Source organism: Mycolicibacterium phocaicum, from assembly GCF_010731115.1.
Classification (GTDB): domain Bacteria; phylum Actinomycetota; class Actinomycetes; order Mycobacteriales; family Mycobacteriaceae; genus Mycobacterium; species Mycobacterium phocaicum.
In genome coordinates, this window is sequence record NZ_AP022616.1 from 2784226 (window position 1) to 2810137 (window position 25912).

At 65.8% G+C, this 25912-nt stretch carries 24 protein-coding genes, 1 tRNA gene and 2 pseudogenes; 14 read left to right on the top strand and 13 right to left on the bottom strand.

The features are described from left to right. Positions 1-81: 81 nt before the first annotated feature. The 3 genes and pseudogenes from istA to G6N46_RS13425 form a co-directional block, all read left to right on the top strand. Positions 82-1599: an IS21 family transposase gene (istA, locus tag G6N46_RS13415; protein WP_138248116.1), complete on the top strand. Its 1518-nt coding sequence runs from the start codon at positions 82-84 to the stop codon at positions 1597-1599. Beyond that, a complete protein-coding gene (istB, locus tag G6N46_RS13420; protein WP_138248115.1) occupies positions 1596-2408 on the top strand; it encodes an IS21-like element helper ATPase IstB in 813 nt (270 codons plus the stop codon). Before istA ends, istB begins: the two co-directional genes overlap by 4 nt. A gap of 68 nt (positions 2409-2476) precedes the next feature. Beyond that, positions 2477-2779: pseudogene (locus G6N46_RS13425) on the top strand (integrase core domain-containing protein); the annotation flags it as partial. Here G6N46_RS13425 and G6N46_RS13430 read toward each other — a convergent pair. From G6N46_RS13430 to G6N46_RS13440, 3 genes are all read right to left on the bottom strand, one after another. Beyond that, complete coding sequence (locus G6N46_RS13430; protein WP_138248114.1) at positions 2742-3827, bottom strand: hypothetical protein; 1086 nt, start codon at positions 3825-3827, stop codon at positions 2742-2744. The pseudogene G6N46_RS13425 and the gene G6N46_RS13430 sit on opposite strands and share 38 nt — an antisense overlap. Before the next feature lie 675 nt (positions 3828-4502). After that, a complete protein-coding gene (locus tag G6N46_RS13435; protein ID WP_138248113.1) occupies positions 4503-4793 on the bottom strand; it encodes a hypothetical protein in 291 nt (96 codons plus the stop codon). Between the two features lie 49 nt (positions 4794-4842). Then, entirely contained in the window at positions 4843-5496 is a 654-nt protein-coding gene (locus G6N46_RS13440; protein ID WP_138248112.1) for a hypothetical protein, read from the bottom strand. Between the two features lie 60 nt (positions 5497-5556). Between G6N46_RS13440 and G6N46_RS13445 the strand changes: the two genes are divergently transcribed. From G6N46_RS13445 to G6N46_RS13455, 3 genes and pseudogenes are all read left to right on the top strand, one after another. Beyond that, a complete protein-coding gene (locus tag G6N46_RS13445; protein ID WP_138248111.1) occupies positions 5557-5820 on the top strand; it encodes a hypothetical protein in 264 nt (87 codons plus the stop codon). A gap of 199 nt (positions 5821-6019) precedes the next feature. Beyond that, complete coding sequence (locus G6N46_RS13450; protein WP_138248110.1) at positions 6020-6238, top strand: hypothetical protein; 219 nt, start codon at positions 6020-6022, stop codon at positions 6236-6238. Between the two features lie 391 nt (positions 6239-6629). Further along, a pseudogene (locus tag G6N46_RS13455) lies at positions 6630-6847 on the top strand (tyrosine-type recombinase/integrase); the annotation flags it as partial. Between the two features lie 45 nt (positions 6848-6892). On the opposite strand, the gene G6N46_RS13460 reads toward G6N46_RS13455, so the two are convergent. The 8 genes from G6N46_RS13460 to G6N46_RS13495 all read right to left on the bottom strand — a co-directional run bounded on the left by G6N46_RS13460 (position 6893) and on the right by G6N46_RS13495 (position 14177). Then, positions 6893-6969 (bottom strand) — tRNA-Leu (locus tag G6N46_RS13460). A 78-nt stretch (positions 6970-7047) separates the two neighbouring features. After that, positions 7048-7809, bottom strand: a complete 762-nt coding sequence (locus G6N46_RS13465) for an EAL domain-containing protein (RefSeq protein WP_163692754.1) — start codon at positions 7807-7809, stop codon at positions 7048-7050. A 194-nt stretch (positions 7810-8003) separates the two neighbouring features. Then, a complete protein-coding gene (locus G6N46_RS13470) occupies positions 8004-9215 on the bottom strand; it encodes an RNA polymerase sigma factor (protein WP_138248108.1) in 1212 nt (403 codons plus the stop codon). A gap of 14 nt (positions 9216-9229) precedes the next feature. Then, a complete protein-coding gene (locus G6N46_RS13475; RefSeq protein WP_138248107.1) occupies positions 9230-9613 on the bottom strand; it encodes a YciI family protein in 384 nt (127 codons plus the stop codon). A 103-nt stretch (positions 9614-9716) separates the two neighbouring features. Then, the gene (locus G6N46_RS13480; RefSeq protein WP_138248106.1) at positions 9717-10733 is read right to left on the bottom strand and encodes an AurF N-oxygenase family protein; all 1017 of its coding nucleotides are present in this window, start codon (positions 10731-10733) and stop codon (positions 9717-9719) included. Between the two features lie 68 nt (positions 10734-10801). Continuing rightward, a complete protein-coding gene (locus G6N46_RS13485; RefSeq protein ID WP_138248105.1) occupies positions 10802-11179 on the bottom strand; it encodes a hypothetical protein in 378 nt (125 codons plus the stop codon). A gap of 24 nt (positions 11180-11203) precedes the next feature. Further along, entirely contained in the window at positions 11204-12523 is a 1320-nt protein-coding gene (locus G6N46_RS13490; RefSeq protein ID WP_138248104.1) for an acetyl-CoA hydrolase/transferase family protein, read from the bottom strand. 7 nt (positions 12524-12530) lie between these two features. Continuing rightward, complete coding sequence (locus tag G6N46_RS13495; RefSeq protein ID WP_138248103.1) at positions 12531-14177, bottom strand: acyl-CoA synthetase; 1647 nt, start codon at positions 14175-14177, stop codon at positions 12531-12533. A gap of 320 nt (positions 14178-14497) precedes the next feature. On the opposite strand from G6N46_RS13495, the gene G6N46_RS13500 reads away from it, so the two are divergent. From G6N46_RS13500 to G6N46_RS13530, 7 genes are read left to right on the top strand one after another with little or no spacing between them, the layout of a single operon-like run. Beyond that, entirely contained in the window at positions 14498-14593 is a 96-nt protein-coding gene (locus tag G6N46_RS13500) for a potassium-transporting ATPase (RefSeq protein ID WP_220098076.1), read from the top strand. After that, on the top strand, positions 14590-14679 hold the full coding sequence (locus G6N46_RS13505) for a potassium-transporting ATPase subunit F (RefSeq protein ID WP_138248102.1): 90 nt from the start codon (positions 14590-14592) through the stop codon (positions 14677-14679). Before G6N46_RS13500 ends, G6N46_RS13505 begins: the two co-directional genes overlap by 4 nt. Then, positions 14679-16349: a potassium-transporting ATPase subunit KdpA gene (gene kdpA / locus G6N46_RS13510; protein ID WP_138248101.1), complete on the top strand. Its 1671-nt coding sequence runs from the start codon at positions 14679-14681 to the stop codon at positions 16347-16349. The genes G6N46_RS13505 and kdpA overlap by 1 nt, the downstream gene beginning before the upstream one ends. After that, positions 16349-18451, top strand: a complete 2103-nt coding sequence (gene kdpB, locus G6N46_RS13515; protein WP_138248100.1) for a potassium-transporting ATPase subunit KdpB — start codon at positions 16349-16351, stop codon at positions 18449-18451. Before kdpA ends, kdpB begins: the two co-directional genes overlap by 1 nt. Positions 18452-18453: 2 nt before the next feature. Then, complete coding sequence (locus G6N46_RS13520; RefSeq protein ID WP_138248099.1) at positions 18454-19341, top strand: potassium-transporting ATPase subunit C; 888 nt, start codon at positions 18454-18456, stop codon at positions 19339-19341. Next, positions 19341-21869, top strand: coding sequence for a DUF4118 domain-containing protein (locus G6N46_RS13525; protein ID WP_234880549.1), 2529 nt, complete (start codon positions 19341-19343; stop codon positions 21867-21869). The genes G6N46_RS13520 and G6N46_RS13525 overlap by 1 nt, the downstream gene beginning before the upstream one ends. Continuing rightward, entirely contained in the window at positions 21866-22546 is a 681-nt protein-coding gene (locus G6N46_RS13530) for a response regulator (protein ID WP_138248097.1), read from the top strand. Before G6N46_RS13525 ends, G6N46_RS13530 begins: the two co-directional genes overlap by 4 nt. Before the next feature lie 2 nt (positions 22547-22548). On the opposite strand, the gene G6N46_RS13535 is transcribed toward G6N46_RS13530, so the two are convergent. Continuing rightward, a complete protein-coding gene (locus tag G6N46_RS13535) occupies positions 22549-23376 on the bottom strand; it encodes a class I SAM-dependent methyltransferase (RefSeq protein WP_138248096.1) in 828 nt (275 codons plus the stop codon). Positions 23377-23630: 254 nt separating this feature from the next. Between G6N46_RS13535 and G6N46_RS13540 the strand changes: the two genes are divergently transcribed. Continuing rightward, positions 23631-24386, top strand: coding sequence for a cutinase family protein (locus tag G6N46_RS13540; RefSeq protein ID WP_138248095.1), 756 nt, complete (start codon positions 23631-23633; stop codon positions 24384-24386). Between the two features lie 464 nt (positions 24387-24850). Here G6N46_RS13540 and G6N46_RS13545 read toward each other — a convergent pair whose 3' ends face one another. Beyond that, the gene (locus G6N46_RS13545) at positions 24851-25900 is read right to left on the bottom strand and encodes a zinc-binding alcohol dehydrogenase family protein (protein WP_138248094.1); all 1050 of its coding nucleotides are present in this window, start codon (positions 25898-25900) and stop codon (positions 24851-24853) included. Positions 25901-25912 lie beyond the last annotated feature (12 nt).

Here is a 25912-nt window from a genome sequence, read left to right on the forward strand (position 1 = left end):
CGTCGTGTCGATCAGGAACTGCGGGCCCCGATGGTGACGGTGAAGGCGCCAACCAATCGCCGTCACCACCGGGGAGTTCCATTGAAGTCTGCGAGGGACCGTATGGACATCATTTCTACCTATCAACAGCTCGGGTCGTACCGAGCCGCCGCCGATGCGTGCGGCACCACTCACCGGACCGTCAAGAAGGTCATGGACAGGTTCGAAGCCGACCAGGCGGGCGTGCCGCCGCAACCACGGGCCGAACGAACCCACAACTACGATGCGGTGGCCGACCTGGTCGCCGAGCGTGTCGAGAAATCGCAGGGCCGCATCTCGGCCAAGCGACTGCTGCCGATCGCGGTGGCCGCCGGCTATGTCGGTTCTGATCGGAACTTTCGGCGCCTGGTCGCTGATGCGAAAGCGTTGTGGCGCAGTGAGAATCACCGTGGCCGCCGCCCGGCGGTGTGGTCACCGGGACAGTATCTGGTGATCGACTGGGCCCAGGCCGCGCCGGGGTTGTTCCTGTTCTGTGCGGTGCTGGCGTTCTCCCGATGGCGGTTCGTGCGGTTCGCCGCCGATCAGCGGGCGTCGACGACGTTGGCGTTGATCGGCGAGGCCCTGGCCGCGATCGGCGGGGTCCCGGCGCGGGTGCTGGCCGACCGGATGGCTTGCCTCAAAGGTGGTGTGGTCGCCAATGTTGTTGTCCCCACGCCTGATTACGTCCGTTTGGCGTCTCATTATGGGTTCGCCCCGGACTTCTGCCACGCAGCTGATCCCGAATCGAAGGGCATTGTGGAGAACCTGTGCGGGTATGCCCAACGCGACCTCGCGGTGCCATTGTTGACCCAGGCCGCTGTTGATGGCGTGGCGGTCGATCTGCGGTCCGCCAATGCTGCTGCGGCGGCGTGGTGCGCCGAAGTCAACGCCGCGATGCACTCGGAGATCTGCGCGATCCCCGATGAGCGGCTGATAGCCGAACGTGAACTGCTGCAACGCTTGCCGTCGTTGCGGCTGCAGATCGGGGCGCCGTCGGTGCTCCGCAAGGTCGACCGGCTCTCGTGTATCCGTTACGGTTCGGCCCGCTACTCGGTACCCGTCCGGCTGATCGGGTCCACCGTGGCGGTGGTGGTCGATCACGGCGCGGTCTGCCTGGTCGAACCCAGTACGGGAATGATCGTGGCTGAACACGAACTGGTTGCCCCTGGCGGCGCATCGATTCTCGATGACCACTACGACGGGCCACGGCCCGAACCCAGCCGTGGCCCGCGACCGAAAACCACTGTGGAGAAACAGTTCTGCGAACTCGGCGCCGAGGCCGAGGCATTCCTGGTCGGCGCGGCAGCGATCGGCAACACCCGCCTGGGCGCGGAGTTGGAAATCCTGCTCGCCCTAGGTGCCGCTCACGGTGAACAGGCGTTGGTGGCCGCACTGCGCCGGGCGGTGGCGTTTCGGCGATTTCGGGCTGCTGACGTGCGCTCGATCCTGGCTGCCGGCACCGGAACACCGCAACCCCGACCGGCCGGCGATGCGTTGATCCTGGACCTACCCGTGGCCCCGACCCGCTCCCTGGACGCCTACAAAATCACCCCCGCCCTCGACGGCGAGGCCACCCCATGACCAAGACATCATCGGTGATATCCGCCAAACCTGTTGCACCACCTTCGATCCCACCGCTGGCCGCTGATCTGGATGCCGGGCTGCGGCGGTTGAAGCTGGCCGCGATACGACGCAGCGCACCGGAGGTTCTGCTCACCGCCAAGACGCAACGCTGGACCCCTGAGGAAGTGCTGCGCACCCTCATCGATACCGAACTGGCCTCCCGCGATGCCTCCAACATCGTCAACCGACTCAAGGCCGCAGCCTTCCCGGTACCCAAGACACTGGAGTCCTTCGACGTCACCGCCTCGTCGATCCAGTCGAAAGTTCTCGACTACCTTGCCAGCCTGGAATGGATACGGGCGCACCAGAATCTGGCGATCATCGGCCCCGCCGGCACCGGCAAAAGCCATACCCTGATCGGGCTGGGGACCGCCGCGATTCACGCCGGGCACAAGGTCCGCTACTTCACCGCCGCTGACCTCGTCGAAACCCTCTACCGCGGCCTGGCCGACAACACCGTCGGCAAGATCATCGAATCCCTACTGCGGGTCGACCTCATCATTTTGGATGAGCTGGGCTTCGCCCCGCTGGATGACACCGGCACCCAACTGTTGTTTCGCTTGGTTGCCGGCGCCTACGAACGCCGCTCCCTGGCCATCGGCTCGCACTGGCCCTTCGAACAATGGGGTCGATTCCTGCCCGAGCAGACCACCGCTGTCAGCATCCTGGACCGCCTCCTGCACCACGCCACCGTCGTCATCACCGACGGCGACTCCTACCGCATGAAAGACGCCCAACACCGAAAGGAGAACCCACCACCGACCTAACAATCACCAAACACGGGGCGGATACTTTATTCCGGCCACCAGTGGATACTTCAACCTGGCCATTGACATTCGGGGAAACCCTGGCCCTGTCCGGGCTCATCCCGTCGATCGGGTCGGTCGGGGACGCCTTCGACAACGCCCTGGCTGAGACGACCATCGGGCTCTACAAACACGAAGCCGTCCGCGACGACTCCCCGTTCCGGCGCGGCCCGCTGCACCGGCTGACAGACGTGGAACTGCTCACCGCCGAGTGGGTGCACTGGTACAACACCGACCGGCTCATGCACCGCCTGGGCCGCATCCCACCGACCGAGTACGAGACCATCTACTACGCTACGACCGCAGCCCAATCAGAGACTGCGCACCAATAACCGGTGTGCACCAAACTCGGGGTGGTTCATTTTCCGACGGCGCAAGTGTTGGATGGAGATAGCTTCGCCACAATTCAAACAGTTCTGGCTCGGAGGGAGGAATCGTCCGACCGCACCGCGCCCAGTCACCAAGCGCTTTGACGACCGCTTGGCCTTCGTAGGAGACTTCGGCATCACCCTCGTGGCGTCCGGTTTGGAGCTTCGTCTCGAGCATTGGTGCGGCGACAAGAAATGCAGCCCACCCATGCTTGCATGCGGCCCAAAAGTCATCTGCAGACAACCTGTTCCGAACCGACTGCAATTCGGTTCTCGTCGTGGGGCCGAGCTCCACGGCACGAATGTGGTCTTGGAGATGCGGATACATATGCGCGCCAGCAGCATTGTCGAAGGTCCCAGCGACGATACGCCGGGGTCCAGATTCGCGCCATCTGGTTAAGTCTTTGACACTCAATCCCTCGTTGAGAAACCTGGCAAAGTTGTCCAGCCAAAGCACCGCCGCCCCTTTGACCTTCAGCCTGGGAGCATTCGGACCGGTCAGTGTGCGCAATGCATCCAAGTCATATGGGGCAACAATCCGTACCGCCTCAACCGCGCCGTCTCGATGCCTTAATGCCTCAAACATGGTGCGGCTCTTTCCTACAACATCGGGGCCCACAACGAGGATTATCCAGCGGGTACCAGGACTCAGCGCTTCTTCAACGTGCCTATTTAGATCAGCGTCAATTCGATCGCGCGGTAGGTAGCGTTTTGAGAGCCTGCGATCCGCCGCTGGGGTGATGTTCACGGCCGCAGGGGTCAACGAATCGGCGCGCACCACCGGACAGATCAGCCCGCTCTCGCGGGCCCTACGGGCTTCCACTGTGGCGGCGATAGCCCACCAGCCCGTCAGCAAGATAGCCAGAATGCCGCAGGCCAAGGCGACATGCGAACCCCACCAGCGTGCGGCGTTATCGTGGAAGTAGGCGATCGCACAGATCGCAGTTGCGTCTATGCCGGCCATGGTGCTCCACCGATAGAGCGGCGTAGCGGCGATCCTCCCGAACTTCATACGCGAACGGTAACCGTTGCCCAGTCCACGTTTTGGTGATCCGCAAGGTGTGCTGTAGCCCGCCTCGGCAAACCGCCCAATCAGCACGTCAGCGATGCCCTGTTCATCGCAGAATCAATCACGGTTAAGGGGGCTCGAATATCGGCCCGAATGGTCGGCTTCGACGGGGGATCCGCCGGGGCGGAAGACCTACCGGTACCGACAGGTCATACATAAAGTCCCTCGCACCTGATGCGGTCATCAGCTGCTCGACGCACAAACTAGTGCGGACAGCAGGCACGAAGCCATGCTGGGCCGACGCGTCGACAGTCCCATGGATTAGCTAAAGACACACAGACGCAGATCGGTCTGCTGGCGTCCGAAGGCCAGATGTGCTGAGGGATCGGCCTAGGAGCTCGATAAACCGGCTCGGAGATACACCGTTGGTCCGCGCCTCCGGATGTCTTGGAAAGACTTAATCGATCTAGGCAGCGCGTGTTTTCTCAGTGCCCCCAGTCGGACTCGAACCGATATCGCGCCCCATGTCAACGTCATGGAATGCCGACTACCTGCATAAATACATACTCCCAGGTAACAGCAAGTACCTGTAACTGTGAGCAAATTGTGGGCACGATGTGGGGATTGGACGCGACCGGCGGAAAGCGCCCCGGGGATGAGACCTTTAACGTAGAGGTCTCACCCGGGCGACTTGATGCGTCGCCGGTTCGACACCGAACCCAGTCCGACGATCGGCCCGGCCGGCGAATCATCCACTACGACAAGGGGTACCGCGGAGGTCGGCTCGTCGTCGCCGTGCAGCCATAGGTCGATGTGTTTCTCGGTCATCACGAACACGTTGCGCGACAACCGCTTTCCTCGAATCTGGCCAGCAGCGATTCGACACTTCAACCAACGCACGCCATCCGCCCAGCCCAACAGCTGCAGAATCTCCCGGTCCACCTCTTCAAGCGTGTACACCTTGATCACGCCGCCTCACTTAACCCTGATCGCATCGGGGCCAGCCACAGAGTCACGGTCACCGCCGGCCGCCGACACGCACAGGCAGTTCCTGCTCCATCGGCGGATTGGAGGCAGTTTTCTCCCATCGATTGCCGTTGGCATCGGTGAATTGAACCGTTGCCGTGAACTTCGTTGATTCCACGATTGTCGGCTTGTCTTTGAGTTGGTTCGCACCGGCAACGGACATGCCGGGCGGGTACGGAACCCCCAACAAAGCCCTGCGAAATGCGTCATCCAGATCGTCGGACGCGTAGAAAATGAAATTGCCGTCCCCGTTCGGGTCGACGACAGGTAATGGGTTATCGGCTGGCGCCGGCAGCAGAAAGTCATGATCCTCGACGGACAAACGGACAAACGTCACATCGAGAATGGGACGTGAGCCCTTGTTTCTCACCATGACCTGCAACCAAGGAGGCTGCTCTGTTCGCCGGACGGTCCACACGATTACGAGCTTGGCCTGGGTGAAATCAGCGTCGTCGCGATCTTTCTTCCGTAGCCGGCGATCACTCGTGGCAATCCACAAAGCCACCGCCGCGGCGAGGAACGACCCCGCGGCGGACACCGCATTTGCGTTGACGTGCCAGTTCGCAGTGTGCAGCAGAGACGCAACTGCGAGACCAAGCGCCAAGACGCTGACAGCGAGTGAAACTCTGCCGATCCAGATCTGCACTCGCATAGCGTACGAAGCGAAGGTGGCTTGCCGTCGGATCCTGGTCGTACGATTCGAGACATGGATTTGGTCGAAGTCGCTGACCAGGCGGCCGCCATGGCTGACCTGGACGCTCAAGCACGCGGCCGAGCCGACGCCGAGCTCAAGTGGGGCGATTCCGAGTACGTCATCGCCATGGCAGTCCTCGAGACCCGAACTCCGCTGCCCGACGACGTACTCGCAGAGGTCCGCGCCGGCATTCCCCGCTGGTACCCGCCGAGCGAGTCCACCCGGCAGCTGATGCTGGACGCGGTGTCCCGACAAGAGTACGCGAACGCGCGATGACAGAGGATCGTCTTGTGCCCTCGACTGATCCGTCTCACGCCTGCCCAGAATGCGGGGTTGTGCCGAGTCGGTTCATCGACGGCGATCACGAGGAAGGGTGCAGTCGTCAGCCAATCTGCCCGGAATGTGGCTGTGACCCAACGACGATGTTCCATGGCATCAACGGCTGCACCCTGGCAAGCGGCCGGGCAGCGCAGTCATGACTGCGTCAGGCCGCACACCGCTTCCCTATGGCGCCACCACCTGGAACCACAATGGCCGCAAGTTCGTCCAGGTCCCCGGCGACATGTACGTCTACGAGTACGACGAGAACGGTGCACTCGCACGCGTGCTTGTCGAGGACCTGCCTACGCCGACCGGCCCCAACTTCGCGCTGGAGCGCCTGGCCCAAGAGGTACGGGACGCCAATCCCGGGTGAAACCGGGGACGTCCCGCACCATCAGCGTAACCCCAGGCCTAAACCGACGGCTAACCCTTAGCTGCTGAGACTGGCTTGCCCCACGAGGCCGCTTCCGGGTGACCACACCAGCACTGCCACCACCGCGACGTCGGCACGCCGGCTTCCTGCGACTGCCTGTGAACGTGCCGGCACCGGCCCTCGTGGCCTGGGTGCCCGCAATACTCGCACTGCGCCGAGCCCATCATTGAAAGCCCCCTCTGCGTTGGGCTACTTCCAGTGTCGCAGACGAGCCATTTAGTGCCCAGCTGCCATGAGGTGCCGCTTTGCTCCGACATCGACGTCCATGCAGAACAGCACGTGCCTCCTGAGCTCGATGCAATTCCCGGACTGTGACGGCCTCGAGTCCGCGCGGATGACAGCGCACGCTCTGCGGCATACCGCTGCGTCGCTGGCGATCAGCGCTGGAGCGAACGTGAAGGTAGTTCAGCGGATGCTGGGACATCATCGGCCGCAATGACTCTGGACATCTATGCCGACCTTTTCGACGAGGATTTGACTGCGGTTGCCGACAAGTTAGATGAGATTGTGGGCAAAATGTCGGCACGTGGCCCCGAGAGCACTGCGTGAGGCCAGCCAACATCACTCCTACCAGCGACAAAGCTGACAACAACCTGGTGCCCCCAGTCGGACTCGAACCGACACTTGGCGGATTTTAAGTCCGCTGCCTCTGCCAATTGGGCTATGGGGGCTTGGTGATCAAGCGGGTATCAACCTATGACGTGCGCACCCGGCCGCCGAACTCGCCCCCGACTGCAGGCCCGAAGAACCTAGAACGCCGCCCGCGCGCCGGCACTCACCACACCGAGGACTTCGGACGCCTGCAGGGGCGGGCTGAGGAAGAATCCCTGCAGCACATCGCACCCGAAATCCCGTAACTGCGAGGCTGATTCGGCGCTCTCGATACCTTCGGCGACAATCCCGAAACCGAGCCGGTGCGCGAGGTCGATGATGGTGCGCACCACCAACGAGGCACGCTCGTCAGCCGTGACCCGCGCGATGAAGTCGTGGTCCAGCTTGATCTCGTCGACCGGCAGATCGGACAGGTAGGTGAGTGCGGAGTATCCCGTGCCGAAATCGTCGAGCGCGACGCTGATGCCGTGGTCGAGCAGGCCCGTCAGCACCGTCCGGGTGTCTTCCATGTTGTCGACGAACAGGTCTTCGGCGATCTCGACCGCGAGCGCCGAGGGCGGCAAACCGCGGTCATCCAGCGCCTGGCACAGGTGGTCCGGCAGGTTCAAGTCGCTCAGTAGCGGCGCGAAAAGGTTAACGGCCACAGGCACTTCCGCCCCGGCGGCGTACCACCGCAGCGCATCGTCGAGCGCCATGTTGACGACCAGACCCGTCGCCTGTTCCATCAGGCCGTGCTCACGCACCAACGGCAGGAAATCGGCGGGCCGCAGTAGACCGCGGTCGAGATGGCGCCATCGCAACAACGCCTCCACCCCGACGACACCGGTCGTGTGCGCGTCGAATTTGGGCTGATAGACCAGGGATAGTTCGTCTCGGTCGATCGCCTGGCGAAGGTCCATGAGAAGTTCAGAGATGGCTTGCTCACCCCCGCCCCGCATCGAAGCACGCGACCGGCTCAGGACCGTCGCTTGAAACAATCCTGACCCAACGTCTCAAGATGGTCAATCACGACACTGGGCCGAGCGGTCTGCGACACCCGACCCCATCGGCGCTGACAAGTGCTTTGCTCCGGTTGATCGCAGCAAGTCCTGGATCATTCAGCCCGGCGGAGCAGCAGCGCGCGCTCGGCGTCATTGGTGCTGAGTTCGGCGGCGCGCGTGAACGCCGCCGACGCCTCGGCCGCCCGATCCAAACGCTCCAGCAGGTCGCCGCGCACCGCATGCGGCAGCGGCGACCGCGGCAGCGGATCCGGCCCGAGCGCGTCGAGCACCGCCAGTCCCGCTTCCGCCCCGTAGGCGCGGCCGTGCGCCACCGCGCGGTTCACCTCGATGACGGGTCCCGGCGCGGCGAGTGCCAGCACGTCGTACAGGTCCGCGATCCGCTGCCAATCGGTGTCTTCGGCCCGGATGGCGCGCGCATGACACGCCGCGATGGCGGCCTGCAAGAAGTAGGTGCCGACGGGCGCGCCCGCCTCCGCGAGCTTCTCGGCGCGGGTCAGCATCTGGAGCCCACGGCGGCGCAGCAGGTGGTCCCACCGGGCCCGGTCCTGATCATCGAGCAGTACCGGCGCGCCGTCACGGTCCACACGGGCGGGAATCCGCGACGCTTGGAGTTCGACAAGTGCTTGCAGCCCAAGCGAATCCGGGATGTCCGGCACCATCGCGGCCACCATGCGGGCCAGCCGGATCGCTTCGAAACAGAGGTCCGGGCGCGTCCAATCAGCGCCGGTGGTCGCCACATATCCCTCGTTGAAGGTGAGGTAGATGGCGGCCAGCACATCGTCGAGGCGTGCCACGCGCTCGGCCCCCACCGGCAGCTCCATGTCGGCGCCGACGAGGGTCTTCTTCGCCCGGCTGATCCGTTGTGCCATCGTCGATTCCGGCACCAGGAAGGCACGGGCGATCTCGGCGGTACTCAGCCCTGACACCAACCTCAGCGTCAACGCCGCCCGCGACGCCGGGGCCAGCTGCGGGTGGCACGTCAGGAACATCAGTCGGAGCACGTCGTCCTCGATGAAGTCGACCTGCCCGGCGAAATCGGGCATGTCGACCTCCTCCAGGCGGTGTCCGATCTCCTCGGTCTTGCGGCGCAGCGTCTCGGCGCGACGGATGTGGTCGATCGCGCGGCGCTTCGCCGCCGTCATCAGCCACGCGGCGGGATTGGCCGGAATTCCGCGCTCGGGCCACTCCTCCAGCGCCGCAACGAGCGCGTCCTGCGCGACGTCCTCCGCGAGTTCGATATCGCGGGTCATGCGGGCCAGCGCCGCCACGAGGCGCGCCGATTCGGCACGCCAGGCGGCGGTCACTGCCTCGGTTGTGGTTACCGGGGACAAGCACCCGGTTCCTGGTCGGGTGCGCCCTCGATCAGATGCATCTCGACCCGGCCTTCCCACTCGGGCCAGTGCTCCCGGTGCAGTTCGGTGAAGGACCGGGCACCCTCGACAGCCTCGGCGTGGTTGCGGTACTCGAGCATCGCGAACCCACCGATGATCTCCTTGCCCTCGGTGAAAGGCCCGTCGGTCGTGCTCATCTGGCCGGAGCGGACCTGGTAACCGATGCGGTTCTCACCGTGGCCCAGACCGCCGCCGTCGAGGTAGATGCCGTCCGCGGCGTTCTTGCCGACGTAGACCTCCATCGCGTCCATCAGTGCCTGCGGCGGCGGACCCTGGTCGGGATCCATGATGACCAAACCCATGTAGCGCATTGCCTGACCTTTCGTCGTTGTGCCAATCCTTCACACATACGTCGAACGGGTGGGGCGGATTTCGACATGGCTCGAGAAAAAGATCTCGGCGACGGGGCCTCGGTCAGGCCACGGGGACGACGGCCTGGCGCGCCGGCTCGCTGCGGTAGCGCGACGCCGGGCCGTCGATCCGGAAGATCCGCCACAACACCTTGGCAACGGGGTTCATCAGGCCGGTGTCCTCGGCGAGCATGCGCACATCACCGTAGAACTCGCGCAGCATCGTCCTGGATTCGGGCGCCCGCCAGAAGATCTCTTTCTTCACCGACTTGGGGATGTCGAACTGACGCCAGAAGACGCGCGGCGGCTTGGCGATGAGCGAGGCTGCCACACGGAAGCCCAGCGGGTAGAACAGCGACAGCACGAAGCGGTTGAACGGCCGCATCTCCGGGATGCGCCGGCGCAGGAACTCGTGGGCGAACGAGATGTGTCGCGCTTCCTCGGCGACATGGATCGCCATCACGCGCTCCATGATCGGATGGATCGAACTGCCTTCGCGCAGAATGGATTTCTGCATGTGGTCGATGGGCTCCTCGCCGCACAGCACCATCATGAAGAAGAATGCCGGCGTCGGGCTGGCGAACAGCGGGAAGGCCCAGTTGAGCCATTTGATCCAGCGCGGCAGACCCGGGACGTCCACACCGACGTGGTTCACCATCTCCTGGAACATCAGGGTGTGGTTGCCCTCTTCGATCGCCTCGTGCAGGCAATACCGGTACTCGGGGCTGCCGTTGGGCACCCAGAACGTGTAGCTGAGGAGCCCGCGGATCAGCATGCTCTCGAACTGCTGGCCGGCCTTGGCCACGTTCGCCTGGCGCCACATGCCGATCGCGATCTGCTTCTCCAGCGGCTGCGCCTGGTACCACGCACTCATACCGATCGGGTCACTCTTGGCCAGCACCCAGCGCGGGTCGTTCTCCGTCACCCGGAATTCGGGCGAATCCCACGAAACATCCAGGTAGGGGTTGAAGTTCCGGCGCACAGAGCCCGCCGAGAGCGTCTCCAGATTCGCGCAGTAGTCGACGTCGTCGCGTACGTCCATACCGGCGCGCCACCGGCGGATCGTCTTCGTAGCTGCCATGACATCAACCTCCCACGCGGGCACCGTTGCCCACCCAGTTATATGGGACCTCCGGTCCCACATGATTGTCAAGGGTCGAGGATGCCGAGATGCTGTCGGACCGTGCCGGTCTGGACGACGTGCCAGCCCAGGCGCGTCAAACCGACGTCGAAGCTGGAGTGGCTCGACGGGACCAGGACCCGCAGCAGCAGGCCCGAGCGTTCGAGCAACTGCATGGCCTCCGCGACGGCGCGCAGGTCGGGGTTCTGGAACACATCACCGCGGGTGGAGACGCCCGCGGAGAACATGCCACGGGGAGCGCGGGCGCCGGTCCGGAGCCATGACACGACGTCCGCCATCGCCGCCCGCTCGCTGTCGAACGACGACTGCCCGAACATCGGCAGTATCGCCGCGGCCAGGTCCGCAACGGGCGCGGCGATCCACCACGGCTGATCGCTGCTCGTCATGGCGGCAGTGAATCACGAATTGCGCTAGCCGACCGGCGAACGCCCTTTCGCGGCGCGTAGGGCCGCCGCCAGCAGGGCGTCCCGGAACTGCGGGTGCGCGATTGCCGCCAGCGCCTCACCGCGCTCGCGGACGGTCCTGCCCTCCAGTTCCGCGGCCCCGTATTCGGTGACGATGACGTCGACCTGCTGCCGCGGCGTGGTGATCACCGCGCCGGGCCCGAACCACGGCACGATCCGCGACCGCAACTCGCCGTCCTTGACGAAAGTCGACGGCAGACAGATGAGCGAACGGTCCGACAACTCCAGCCCGGCGCCGGCCACGAAGTCCTCGGCGCCGCCGATCCCGCTGAACTGTCCCCCGTCGATGGTGTCGGCGATGACCTGTCCTTGAATGTCCACTGCGAGTGCACCATTGATGGAGACCATGTCCGTGTTCGCGGCGATCACCTCCGGCGAGTTGACGATGTCGACGGGCAGGAACGCGACATCACGGTTGCCGTCGAGCCACGTATAGAGCTCCTGCGACCCGAACGCGAACGTCGTGACGCTGACGCCGTCGTACTGCCCCTTACCGGTGTTCGTGATCTTGCCCGCGCGATGCAGATGCATGCAGCCGTCGGTGAACATCTCGGTGTGCAGGCCGTACCCGCTGCCGTCGCCCTCGGCCAGCAAGGTGGCAATCTGGTTGGGAATTGCGCCGATTCCGGTCTGCAGCGTCGCGCCCGAACCGATGAAGCCGACGGCGTGCCGAGCGATCGACCGCTCGACCTCGGTCGGTGGCACGTCACCGCCGGGCAGGGCCAGCGGCGCATCGGTCGAGCGCACGAGGATGTCGATCTCGTCGACGTGCAGTGCGTGACGGCGCGAGCCGTATCCGAAAGTCCTTGGGTAGGAGTCGGATACCTCGACCATGAGGAGTCGCTGCGGGTCTGCCCCGGCCCGGCGCAATTCGGTGACCGTCCCGCCGGCATGCAGCGACAGCGAACACCACCCGTCGGCATCAGGCGGGGTGGCGACGGTCGTCATCACCCGCGGCGCCTGACGCTCCAACAGTGGCGCGAACCGGCGGAAGTCCGCGGCGGCGAACTCGATGTCGGCGCCCATGTCCCGCAACGCCCGTTCGACCGGCCCGAAGAAACCGGAGACGTAGTGCACGCCCGGGCGCGAAAACAGTTCGGTACCAACAGCCAACAGCGCCCCGAACACCCGCAGATTCGACCAGTCCTGGCGCGCGCCGAGCGCCCTCAGTATCGCCGGCGGCTGGCCGGGGCCGAGGGTGATGCCCAGCGTGTCGACAGCCCCCAACCGGGCAGCGGCCTGCTCGGCGCTGAGTTCGGTCGGCATCGCCGCCCTAGACGTCCATCTCGATCAGCACGCGGCGCAGCAGCTTGCCGGTGGTGTTGCGCGGCAGCTCTTCGATGAACACGACGTCGCGCGGCACCTTGTGCCGGGCCAGGTTGTTCTTGACGAACGCCCTGATCTCATCGGCATCCTGGGTCGCGCCCGGCTGCGAAACAATGAAGGCGCGCAGGCGCTTTCCCCATTCCACGTCATCGACGCCGACGACAGCCGCGTCATAGACGTCGTCCCGCTCGGCAAGCAGTTCTTCGATCTCCTGCGGGAACACGTTCTCGCCACCGGAGACGATCATGTCGTCGTCACGGCCGTCGACGAACAACAGTCCGTGATCGTCGAAATGCCCCATGTCGCCACTGGACATGTAGCCGTCGATGATCTGCTTGTTCCGGCCGTCGGTGTAGCCGCTGAACGGTGCGCCGTTGCGGACGAAGATGCGACCGCGCCGGTTCTTCCCGGTGATGCGCTGGTCGTTCTCGTCGTACAGCACCACCTCGCACGTCACCGGCGCCCGTCCGGCGGTGCCCGGGGCCAGTCGCAGTTCGGCCGGCGTGGCGACGCTGGCGATGGCGCATTCAGTTGAGCCGTAAAGGTTGTGGAGCACGTCGCCGAACGTGTCCTGGACCCGGTTGGACAGTTCCGGGCTCAACGCCGACCCGGCGATCAGGATGGTCTTCAGCGACGAGGTGTCGTACTTGCCGATGACCTCGGGCCCCAGTTCGACGATCCGGTGCAGCATCGTCGGCACCGCGACGAGCATGTCGGCCTTATGTTCGGCGATGAGCTGCAGGGTCCGCTCGGCGTTGAACCGCCGGGCGGTCACCACCTTGTTGCCCAACGCCGCGCCGACGGTGTAGGTGGCCCACCCGGTGCTGTGGAAGATCGGCGAGACGATGACCATTGTGCCCTTGCGCGGGAACGGGATTCGATCAATGATCTGCGCCGACGCCAACGGCGACACCGAGCTGCGCGGCGCGCCCTTCGGCAGCCCTGTCGTCCCGCTGGTGAGGATCACCGAGCCACCCGCCTTGCTCGGCGGGGGCAGCGGATCGGTGGAGTTGGCCGCGACGATCGCGTCGAGGGTTTGTGCCCCGGCGGGGATTTCGGTGCCCTCGTCCACCCACGTCAACACCCGCGGCATGTCCGCGGGCAGGGCGTCGAGCAGCCCGAGGAACTCGCTGTCGTGCAGCACCACCTTGACGCCTTCGCGCTCACACACCTGGGCGAACTGCGGCTTGGCGAACCCGGTGTTCATCAGCACCAGCCGGGCTCCGAGCTTGCCGCACGCCGCCATGGCCAGGATCAGTCCCCGATGGTCCCGGCACAGCAGCCCGACCACGGAGCCTTCTGTCACGCCCAGCCCCTGCAGGCCGCGGGCCAGCGCCCAGGACTGATCGTTCACCTGCCGGTACGTCAGCGTGCCGCGTTCATCCACCACTGCCGGCAGCCCCGCATACTTGCGTCCGCCCTGGATGGCCATGGTCGCCTGTGGGCCGAAGATCGGCGCATTCTTCGCGGTCTCGATCATGGCCCCGGGATTGGCGAGATCCAGGAATCCCGTCTCGAACAGTCTCCGTACCGCGGTCGCGGATTCCGCTATGCGGCCCAACTTCTGCTGCACTCCACCGACGACGTCCAACACCACATGCCTCCCGAGGTTTGAGGGGTGATCGGCCCCACACGCATGGCACGTTAGCCGGTTGCGCGCTCACGCGACATCACCTGCTTACGACTCCTGCCGGCCGCGCCGCCCGTAAATGCCCCGGCACCGCCCCATTGTGTTGTGCAAAACATCACATGACCAGGCGTTTGTCGCGCCGCGCGCACCCTGGGCCAGCCGCTCGGTGCGGAATTCCGTAAAGGAAGCCGGGCGGGCCGTAAAGAAGGCGTCAAGATCGCCGGATGTCGCCTCCCGCGGGCCGATGCTGACGAGGTCGCCGAGGGCCGGCGACCCGTTTACGTGTGGGAGAACCCATGTCTGTAGTGGTGTTCGTGGTGCTGACGGTGGCGATCTTCGCGCTGCTCGGCGTAATCCAGAAGGCGGTCGAGCGCCTGTGAACCTCGCCAATGCCGTCGGCCTGGTGCTGTGTCTGGTGATCGCGCTGTTCCTGGTCGCCGCACTGCTCTTCCCGGAGCGGTTCTAGTGAGCCCCACCGCCGCAGGAATAGCGTTCCTGCTCTCCCTCATCGTCGCGCTGGCCGCCGTGCACGTGCCCTTGGGCGACTACATGTTCCGCGTGTACACGTCCGAAAAGCACTCGCGCGCCGAACGTCTCATCTACAAGGCGATAGGCGCCGACCCAGAGGCCGAGCAGAACTGGGGCGCCTACGCCCGCAGTGCGCTCGCCTTCTCGGCCGTCTCCCTGCTGTTCCTCTTCTTCTTCCAGCTCATCCAGGGCATGCTGCCGCTGCACCTGAACAATCCGGCGACCCCGATGACGGCCGATCTGGCATGGAACACCGCCGTCAGCTTCGTCACCAACACCAACTGGCAGGCCTACTCCGGTGAGACGACGCAGGGCCACCTGGTGCAGATGGCCGGTCTGTCGGTGCAGAACTTCGTGTCGGCCGCCGTCGGCATGGCCGTTGCCGTCGCCCTGGTGCGCGGGTTCGCCCGCCGGCATGCCACCGAACTGGGCAACTTCTGGGTCGACCTGGTGCGCGGCACCGTCCGAATCCTGTTGCCGCTGGCCGTCATTGCCGCGCTGATCCTCATCGCCGGCGGCGCCATCCAGAACTTCCACCTGCACGACCAGATCGCCGACACCCTGGCCGGCGCGCAGCAGACCATCACGGGCGGTCCGGTGGCCAGCCAGGAAGTGATCAAGGAGCTGGGCACCAACGGTGGCGGTTTCTTCAACGCCAACTCGGCGCACCCGTTCGAGAACCCGACCGCCTGGACCAACTGGGTGGAAATCTTTCTCCTGCTGGTGATCTCGTTCTCCCTGCCGCGCACGTTCGGTCGCATGGTGGACAGCCGCAAGCAGGGTTACGCGATCGTCGCCGTGATGGCGGTACTGGCCGTCATCAGCTGCAGCCTCATGCTGGTGTTCCAGAACCAGCACCACGGCACCGTCCCCGCTGCCATCGGAGCGTCGATGGAAGGCGTGGAACAGCGCTTCGGCGTGGCCAATTCGGCAGTGTTCGCCACCGCCACCACCCTGACCTCCACCGGTGCGGTGAACTCGTTCCACGACTCGTACACGTCCCTCGGCGGCATGATGACGATGTTCAACATGCAGCTCGGCGAGGTCGCGCCCGGCGGTACCGGGTCGGGCCTGTACGGCATGCTGATCCTCGCGGTCATCACGGTGTTTGTCGCCGGACTGATGGTCGGACGCACCCCCGAATACCTGGGGAAGAAGATCACCCCGCGCGAGATCAAGCTGGCCGCAAGCTATTTCCTGGTCACGCCGTTGATCGTGTTGACCGGCACCGCTTTTGCCATGGCGCTACCCGGCGAGCGTGCGGCGATGCTGAACTCGGGCCCGCACGGATTGTCCGAAGTGCTGTACGCCTTCACCTCCGCGGCCAACAACAACGGCTCCGCGTTCGCGGGACTGTCGGTCAATACGGTCTGGTACAACACGGCTTTGGGCCTGGCGATGCTGCTCGGCCGCTTCCTGCCGATGATCCTCGTGCTCGCTCTCGCCGGCTCGCTGGCCAAGCAGGGCAGCACACCCCCGTCCATCGGCACGCTGCCGACGCACCGTCCGCAGTTCGTCGGCATGGTCGCCGGCGTGACGCTGATTCTCGTCGCCCTGACCTTCCTGCCGGCGCTGGCGCTCGGCCCCCTTGCTGAAGGAATTCACTGATGTCCGATACCGCTGTCAAGGGCGGCCTGCTCGACCCGAAGATGCTGTGGAAGTCCATGCCAGACGCGCTGCGCAAGCTGGACCCCCGCACCCTGTGGCGCAACCCGGTGATGTTCATCGTCGAGGTCGGCGCGGTCTGGTCCACGGTCCTGGCCGTCCTGAACTCCAGCTGGTTCGCCTGGCTGATCGTGTTCTGGCTGTGGCTGACAGTCGTTTTCGCCAACCTCGCCGAAGCGGTCGCCGAGGGACGTGGCAAGGCACAGGCGGCCAGCCTGCGAAAGACCAAGTCCGACACCATGGCCCGCAAGTTGGTCGGGTGGGCGCCGGGCAATGCCGGTACCGAAGAGGAGATCGCCGCGCCCCTGCTGCAGCAGGGCGACATCGTCGTCGTCGAGGCCGGGCAGGTCATCCCCGGTGACGGCGACGTCGTGGAAGGCATTGCCTCCGTCGATGAATCGGCGATCACCGGCGAATCGGCGCCCGTCATCCGGGAATCCGGCGGCGACCGGTCAGCTGTCACGGGCGGCACGACGGTGCTGTCCGACCGGATCGTCGTACAGATCACCCAGAAACCGGGCGAGAGCTTCGTCGACCGCATGATCGCGCTGGTCGAGGGTGCCAACCGGCAGAAGACCCCCAATGAGATCGCGCTCAACATCCTGCTGGCCGCGCTGACGATCATCTTCGTGTTCGCCGTCGCGACGCTGCAGCCGCTGGCCATCTACTCCAAGGCCAACAACCCGGGCGTGCCCGACACCGAGGCGCTCGACGGCTTCGGCGTCACCGGCATCGTGATGGTCTCGCTGCTGGTCTGCTTGATTCCCACCACGATCGGCGCACTGCTGTCGGCCATCGGCATCGCCGGCATGGACCGGCTGGTGCAGCGCAACGTGCTTGCCATGTCGGGTCGTGCCGTCGAAGCCGCCGGTGACGTCAACACGCTGCTGCTCGACAAGACCGGCACCATCACGCTCGGCAACCGGCAGGCCGCGGGTTTCCTCCCGGTGCCCGGCGTCACCGCCGAGCAACTGGCCGACGCGGCACAGCTGTCCAGCCTCGCCGACGAGACCCCTGAAGGCCGGTCGATCGTGGTGTACGCCAAGCAGGCTCACGGCCTGCGGGCCCGCACGCCCGGCGAACTGACCGACGCCACGTGGGTCGAGTTCACCGCGCTGACCCGCATGTCGGGTGTCGACCTGCACGACGGCCAGAAGCTGCGCAAGGGCGCGGCCAACTCCGTCGCGGAGTGGATTCGTGGTCAGGGCGGCACCGTGCCCATTGAATTGGGCGACATCGTCGACGGCATCTCCGCGGCGGGTGGTACCCCGCTGGTGGTGGGCCGGGTCGCCGGTGGGCAGGCTGAGGTGCTGGGCGTCATCCACCTCAAGGACGTCGTCAAGCAGGGCATGCGGGAGCGCTTCGACGAGATGCGCAAGATGGGCATCCGCACCGTCATGATCACCGGCGACAACCCGTTGACCGCCAAGGCGATTGCCGACGAGGCCGGCGTCGACGACTTCCTCGCCGAGGCGACGCCCGAGGACAAGCTGGCGCTGATCAAGAAGGAGCAGGCCGGCGGCAAGCTCGTCGCGATGACCGGTGACGGCACCAACGACGCCCCCGCGCTCGCGCAGGCCGACGTCGGCGTCGCGATGAACACCGGCACCTCGGCGGCCAAAGAGGCCGGCAACATGGTCGACCTCGACTCCGACCCGACCAAGCTCATCGAGATCGTCGAGATCGGCAAGCAGCTGCTGATCACCCGCGGCGCCCTGACCACGTTCTCCATCGCCAACGACATCGCGAAGTACTTCGCGATCATCCCGGCAATGTTCGTGGCGCTGTTCCCCGGCCTGGATCTGCTGAACATCATGCGGCTGCACAGCCCGCAGTCGGCGATCCTGTCGGCGGTGATCTTCAACGCCCTGGTCATCATCGCGCTGATCCCGCTGTCGCTGCGCGGTGTCCGGTACACCCCCAGCAGTGCGTCAAAGCTCTTGAGCCGCAACCTGTACGTCTATGGCCTGGGCGGCATCGTCGCCCCGTTCATCGGCATCAAACTCATCGACCTGCTCATCCAGTTCATCCCGGGGATGTCTTAATCATGAACATCGGCAACCTGATTCGCGTACACAGTGCCGCCCTGCGCGCACTGCTGGTCCTGACCGTCATCACCGGTCTGGCCTACCCGGTGCTGGTCTGGGCCATCGCCCAGCTGCCCGGGCTCAAGGACAAGGCCGACGGCTCGCTCGTCACGGCGGGCGGCAAGGTCGTCGGCAGCTCGCTGATCGGCCAGCTGTTCACCGATGCCAAAGGCAATGCGCTGCCGCAGTATTTCCAGAGCCGGCCGTCGGGCGCCGGCACCGGGTACGACCCGATGGCCAGCGGTGCGAGCAACCTCGGCCCCGAGAACATCGTCGACGCCGCCGGTAAGCCGAGCCTGCTGACCCAGGTGTGCACCCGCAGCTACGCCGTCGCCGAGGCCGAAGGTCTCGACCGCGCTGCCGGTGCCCGTCCGTTCTGCACCGCAGACGGCGTGGGTGCGGTGCTGTCGGTGATCGGCCCGCGGGACGCCACCGGCAACGTCAGCCACCCCACCAAGGTGGTCAGCGTCAATCAGCCGTGCGCCACCACCAAGGTGCCGTTCCTCGCGACGTACGAGGGTGTGCGCGTCGAATGCGCAACGGACGGCGCCGATTACACGGCCGGCCAGATCGTCGCGATCCGCGGCGCCGCGCCAGCCGACCCGCAGGTGCCGGCCGACGCCGTCACCGCCAGCGGCAGCGGCCTGGACCCCGACATCTCGACCGACTACGCAGACCTCCAGGTGGACCGGGTTGCGAAGGCGCGACACCTGTCCGCCGACCAGGTCCGGGCGCTGGTGCGCGACAACACCAGCGGCCGCGCCCTGGGCTTCATGGGTGAGTCGCGCGTCAACGTCCTGCAGCTGAATCTCGCGTTGGACCAGAAGTACCCAGCCCGTATTGGATGATGGGAGACATGGGAACGCCGGACAAGCGGGGCGAGCTACGCATCTACCTGGGTGCGGCCCCCGGCGTGGGCAAGACCTTCTCGATGCTCGGGGAGGCGCACCGCCGCCTCGAGCGCGGCACCGACGTCGTCGCCGCGGTGGTCGAGACGCACGGCCGCAAGAAGACGGCTCAGGCACTGGAAGGCATCGAACGGATCCCGCCGCGGTTCATCGACTACCGCGGCGGGACGTTCGCCGAACTGGATGTCCCCGCGGTGCTGGCCCGCCGCCCCGAGGTGGTGCTGGTCGACGAACTGGCGCACAGCAATACGCCCGGCAGCAAGAACGCCAAACGCTGGCAGGACGTCGAAGAACTGCTCGATGCCGGCATCACCGTCATCTCCACCGTCAACGTCCAGCATCTGGAGAGCCTCAACGACGTCGTCGCCCAGATCACGGGCATCGAGCAACAGGAGACGGTGCCGGACTCGGTGGTGCGCAGTGCCGCCCAGATCGAACTTGTCGACATCACGCCGGAAGCGTTGCGCCGCAGACTGTCCCACGGCAACGTGTACGCACCGGAACGCGTCGATGCAGCGCTGTCCAACTACTTCCGGCAGGGCAACCTCACCGCCCTGCGGGAACTGGCACTGCTGTGGCTGGCCGACCAGGTCGACGCGGCGCTCGCGAAATACCGCGCCGAGCACAATATTTCGGAGACCTGGGAAGCCCGCGAACGCGTTGTCGTGGCGGTCACCGGCGGCCCCGAATCGGAGACCCTGGTACGACGGGCGTCGCGCATCGCCTCCAAATCCAGCGCCGAACTGATGGTGGTACACGTCGTCCGCGGCGACGGCCTGACGGGCGTCTCCGCGCCGCAGATGGGCAAGGTGCGTGAGCTCACCGCCAGCCTCGGCGCCACGCTGCACACCGTCGTCGGCGGCAGCGACGGTGACGTGCCCAGTGCCCTATTGGATTTCGCACGCGAGATGAACGCCACCCAGCTGGTCCTGGGCACCTCGCGACGGTCACGGTGGGCCCGGCTCTTCGATGAGGGCATCGGCGCCAAGACCGTCCAGAACTCCGGCAAGATCGACGTGCACATGGTCACCCATGAGCAGTCCCAGCCCGGCTGGTCGTGGTCGACGGCAACCCGCGGGCAGCGCCACCTGACGTCGTGGCTGGCCGCCGTCGTCGTGCCCGCCATCATCACCGCCATCGCCTCGCTGCTGGACCCGTTCCTGCACGTCGGCGGCGAAAGCGCGGTGTTCTTCATTGGCGTGCTTGTCGTCGCGCTGCTCGGCGGTGTCGCCCCGGCCGCGTTGTCGGCGGTGCTGTCCGGGCTGCTGCTCAACTACTTCTTCGTCGCGCCGCGCTACAGCTTCACCATCGCCGACCCCGACAGCGCCCTGACCATCGTCGTGCTGCTGGCCGTCGCGGTCGCCGTCGCCGCGCTGGTCGACGGCGCCGCCAAACGGTCGAGGGAGGCCCGGCACGCCTCCCAGGAAGCCGAGCTGCTGGCCCTTTTCGCCGGCAGCGTGCTGCGCGGCGCCGACCTCACCACGCTGCTCGAACGCGTCCGCGAGACGTACGCGCAACGGGCCGTCAGCCTGCTGCACGAGGACGACGGGATCATCGCCTGCGTCGGCAAAGACCCCTGTGTGACAGTCGATTCCGCCGACACCGCCATCGAGGTCAGCGACGACGAATACTGGCTGCTGATGGCCGGCCGCAAGACCGAGGCCCGGGATCGCCGGGTGCTCGGCGCCGTCGCCCGGCAGGCGGCAGGGCTGGTGCGCCAGCGCGCCCTGGCCGAGGAAGCCGGCCGTGCCGAAGCCCTGGCGAAGGCCGACGAGCTACGCCGCTCCCTGCTGAGCGCCGTCAGCCACGACCTGCGCACCCCGCTGGCCGCGGCCAAGGCCGCGGTGTCGAGCCTGCGCAGCGAGGATGTCGGATTCTCGCCCGAGGACACCGCCGAACTGCTGGCCACCGTCGAGGAATCGGTGGATCAGCTGACCGCGCTGGTGGGCAACCTGCTCGACTCGTCGCGGCTGGCCGCCGGCGTGGTGAAGCCGGAACTGCGGCGGGTGTACATGGAAGAGGTCGTGCAGCGGGCGCTGCTCGGAATCAGCCGCGGCGCAACCGGTTACGCGAACCGTGGCCTCGACCGGGTCAAGGTCGAAGTGGGCGACGCCGTCGCGCTGGCCGATGCCGGCCTGCTGGAGCGGGTGCTGGTCAACCTCATCGACAACGCGCTGCGCTACTCCGCGGGCAGCGTGGTGCGGGTGAATGCGGGCCAGGTCGGCGAGCGGGTGCTGGTCACCATCGTCGACGAGGGGCCGGGCATCCCCCGCGGCGCCGAGGAACAACTGTTCGCGCCGTTCCAGCGCCTCGGCGACCACGACAACAGCACCGGTGTGGGACTTGGTCTTTCGGTGGCGCGCGGTTTTGTCGAAGCAATGGGTGGCACCATCTCAGCCACCGACACCCCCGGTGGCGGGCTGACCGTCGTGGTGGACCTGGCGGCCGCGGGAAAGGATCGGGTGTGACACGGGTTCTGGTCATCGACGACGAACCACAGATTCTGCGTGCCCTGCGCATCAACCTGTCGGTGCGCGGCTACGACGTCACCGTCGCCGCCACCGGCGCCGAAGCGCTGAAGGCGGCCGCCGAACACAAGCCCGACGTGGTGATCCTGGACCTCGGCCTGCCCGACATGTCCGGCATCGACGTGCTGGCCGGGCTGCGCGGCTGGCTCACGGCACCCGTCATCGTGCTCTCGGCACGCACCGATTCGATGGACAAGGTCGAGGCCCTCGACGCCGGCGCCGACGACTACGTCACCAAGCCGTTCGGCATGGACGAGTTCCTGGCCCGGCTCCGGGCGGCAGTGCGACGAGGCGCGGCCGCGTCCGAAACCGACGAACCCGTCGTCGAGACATCGTCGTTCACCGTCGATCTGGCGGCCAAACGCGTGACACGCAGCGGTGTCGAGGTGCATCTGACGCCCACCGAGTGGGGCATGTTGGAGATGCTGGTGCGCAACCGCGGGAAGCTGGTCGGCCGCGAGGAGTTGCTCAAGGAAGTGTGGGGCCCGGCCTACGCCAAGGAGACCCACTATCTGCGGGTGTACCTGGCGCAGCTGCGCCGCAAGCTCGAGGTCGACCCGTCACACCCCAAGCACCTGCTGACCGAGGCCGGGATGGGCTACCGCTTCCAGGAGTAGGGTCAGCGCTTCACCGCTTGCAGCGTATAGGTCATCGGCACCCGGTCACGCCCGCTGGCGAGGACGTACTCCTCCGCGAAATCGGGGCTGGGAATCATCGCTTCGCCCAACGGATTCCACGGCACCTCGCGATGTTCTTCCAACGCGGTGACCGTGAGTCCGGCCTCGGTGAGGGCGGTGAAGATCTCGCCGAGGCCGTGGTTGAAGTTGACCGACTCCGGCGCGGTGATGACACCCGAGCCCGCGTAGCTCTCGTGGTCGGTGAAAACCGTTCCGGCCGTTTCGAAATAGGGGTACTCCAGAACCAGCAGGCCGTCAGGCCTGGGGTCACACATGGCCCAGAGCACCGGGTGGCCTTCACGCATGAAGAGCCGGCCTCCCGGCCTCAGTAGCTCGGCGACGACGGCCGCCCACTGCCGAATGTCGGGCAACCAGCACAGGGCACCGACGCCGGTATAGACGACGTCGCAGCATGCCGCGCCCAGAGCCGCAACGGCACCATCGACGTCGGACTCGACGAAGCGCACGTCCGTGTTGGCCCGACGACTCAAGGCGCGGCCGGCGTCGAGTGCGGCCGGCGAGAAGTCCAGGCCGGTTACCGACCGGGCGCCGAGCCTGTCCAGCGATACCGTGTCGGTACCGATATGGCATTGCAGGTGCACCACGTCGCGACCGTCCAGCCGTCCGAGCCGCGGCAGGTCATAACGGACCACGGCCGAAAGATATTCAGGGTCGTCGAAAGCCGCCAGATCGTAGCCATCGGGCGCCGTGTGCAGCGGTACCCGCGCCTCCCAGTTCGCCAGGTTCATGCTGCGCCAGTCGTCGATCACGGCCTCATCCTCACAATTCGGCGCACACAGTTCGACTGATTTTTTTCCGTCCCCAGACCGACCAGACACGCTCCCCGTGACGCACACGCGACGCCCTGATTTGCGCGACCCGATGCCAACGCATCGGAGCCCGCAGTTCATCCCTCATGCTTAGTTACGCTACGTATGCGGTACGTCACACGATCACGTGGAATCGCAGCTCCCCTGTTCGGCTTATACCAGGCAACTGGAACTTCAAGGACGGGGAAAACAACATGAGCGCCATTCGTAACGCGGCCGGCAAGGTGGCATTGACCGCCGTGGCCGCCTTCACGATCATCACCGGCGCCATCGCCGGCCCGGTCGCCACCGCCAACGCCGCTGACGACTCCTGTGCGAACGTCGAGGTCGTCTTCGCCCGCGGCACCTTCGAAGCCCCCGGCGTCGGAGCCACCGGCCAGGCCTTCGTCGACGCACTGAACGCCCGGATGCCCGGCCGCAACATCGACGCCTACGGCGTGAACTACCCCGCCTCCCTGGACTTCGGTGCCGCCGCCGACGGCGTCGCCGACGCCACCAACCGCATCGAGTCCATCGCCGCCTCGTGCCCCGCCACCAAGATCGTCATCGGCGGCTACTCGCAGGGCGCGGCCGTCGCCGGCTACAGCACCATGAGCAGTGTGCCCGCCGGGTTCGTTCTGCCCGCCGGCATCAGCGGCCCGATGCCCGCGTCGGTCGCCTCGCACGTCGCCGCCGTCGTCCTGTTCGGCACCCCGAGCCCGTTCGTGCTGAGCGTCGCCGACCGCAGCGCGCCCGCCATCAACATCGGTGGCGCCTACGCCGGCAAGACCATCCAGCTGTGCGCCCCCGGCGACCCGATCTGCGGTGGCGGCATGGACCGCTCCGCGCACAGCGCCTACAAGTTCAACGGCATGGCCAACCAGGCCGCGGACTTCGTCGCCCGTCAGCTGGGTGCACCTGCCGCTCCGGTTGCCCCGATGATCCAGACGTCGGACGACACAGCCAACTGAATCACCCCCAGCCGACGGCCGGACGCCAGTCTCACGAGGACTGACTCCGGCCGTCGGTCTGTGCTGACGAGGTCCCGGCTCCTACGCCGAACGTGGCGCTTGCCGTTCAATTTTCCCGCGCGTCACCGCGCCGGCCGTCACATTCGCCGTAGCGCCGGTCTCTCCCGCGACCTTCACTCCGTCCCGCGATCGAACTATGGTGAAGTAGTCATATCTCGATAAGCCGAGACAACAGGGGTGATCAGTAATGAAGGTTTCCACCAAGAACGTGTCGACCTGTGGCTGTCAGTGCAACGCCTGCCGCGACGGACACCACTGCCACAACCGCCCTAACTGCAAGGTCTAGCCAGAAATCTCGACCGTCGACGCGACCAAGCTGCGTCGCGTCACCGCGGGTGTCATCAGGCCCTCCGCGCGTAGCAATGCGCGGAGGGCCTTTCTCTGCACACCAGGTGTCCTAAGTGTCAGTCGACAACCACTACCATCTTCCCGCCGGCCTCCCCTGCTTCCATGACTCGGTGTGCCTCCCGAATCTGGTCGAACGAAAAGACGTGTGACGGCGCGGCGTCGAGGCGACCGTCGCGTACCTTCGCGGCAATCTCCTGAAGCGGTACGTCCGACAATGGAAATCCCTCGGTACCGAACACGAAGCTGCCGAAGAAAGTCAGATTGACACCGCTGGACATCTGCAGCAGGGGGTTGAAGTCCGCGATCGGATCGAGTCCCCCAAGCCAGCCGGCCAAACACGCGGTGCCGCCGCGACGCAACATCGTCAACGAGTCCAAGATGGTGCTGTTTCCCACGAGGTCGAGTACAGCGTCAACGTGCTTGGCTTCGGCGATATGAGCAGCGAGGTCACGAACTTCCAGCTCGGCACGGTCGACACCGAGGCCCTCAAGCAAACCGAAACGTTCGCGATTGCGTGTGGTGGCGATGACTTGCGCGCCCGCGTCTACCGCCAACTTGACCGCCGCTTGACCGAATGATGAAGTCGCTCCGCGGATTACGAGTGTCTGGCCGGCGACAATGTTCAGATTGCGGAACAGGCAGGTCCACGCCGTGGCATAGGTTTCCGGCAGCGCCGCCAGTAGGTGCCAGGGCAGATCCGTTTCGATGAGGGCGACGTTCTCCGCACGAACGCGCGTGTACTCCGCGTAGCTACCGTTGATGGTTCGACCCAACCCGCCCATCAACGCCGCGACCTTCGCGCCCACCGGGAATTCCCCGCCCGGGCAGGCATCCACGATGCCGACACATTCGATTCCACTGACTTCGGCCGCCTCGGCCCATTCACCGCGACGCATGTGCATCTCGGCGTGGTTGATCCCGAATCCCTTGACCCTGATGACGACTTCACCAGGTTTTGGCAGAGGCTTGGGGATTTCTGTGTTGATCAGGACGTCCAAGCCACCGAACCGATCGAGCACAATCGCCCGCATGGTCGGCCCGCCCGCCGGTTCGCGTACCACAGCGGGCACGGTGGGAATGGCCGGTGAGGTTGTTGTGGTCTGCATTTCATCGTCTCC